Raw genomic sequence first — 272 nt, 5'->3', positions numbered from 1 at the left:
CATCCTACGGAGTGCGTGCGTATGGTAATTGACTTGCATAATTATAAATTCTGGCGCGAGGTTTGCAGACTCAGCCTGCAAAAGCAGCAGCTAGAAACATCGATTGCAGCGGGGATTCAACCGCAATCGAGCGAAGGACAGGAGACACGACAGAGCGCAAACGGTGCGCGCCTGCCGTTTCGCTTGATACCCGACTGATACACTCGGGTATGTTGACGGGGCCGGTTGCCTGTGGTATGCTGTATGGTACGGGCTACGGCTGATTTACGGGG

At 54.4% G+C, this 272-nt stretch carries 1 protein-coding gene; it reads left to right on the top strand.

The window, feature by feature from the left end; translation table 11 throughout:
* A partial coding sequence (locus AC1RO3_RS09170; protein WP_481764111.1) for a hypothetical protein occupies positions 1 to 198 on the top strand: 198 nt, incomplete at its 5' end.
* Between the last annotated feature and the right edge of the window lie 74 nt (positions 199 to 272).

The sequence above is a fragment of the Dellaglioa sp. CoH-57-MRSF-19 genome (assembly GCF_056781975.1).
This window is presented reverse-complemented; position numbering and strand designations above follow the sequence as displayed.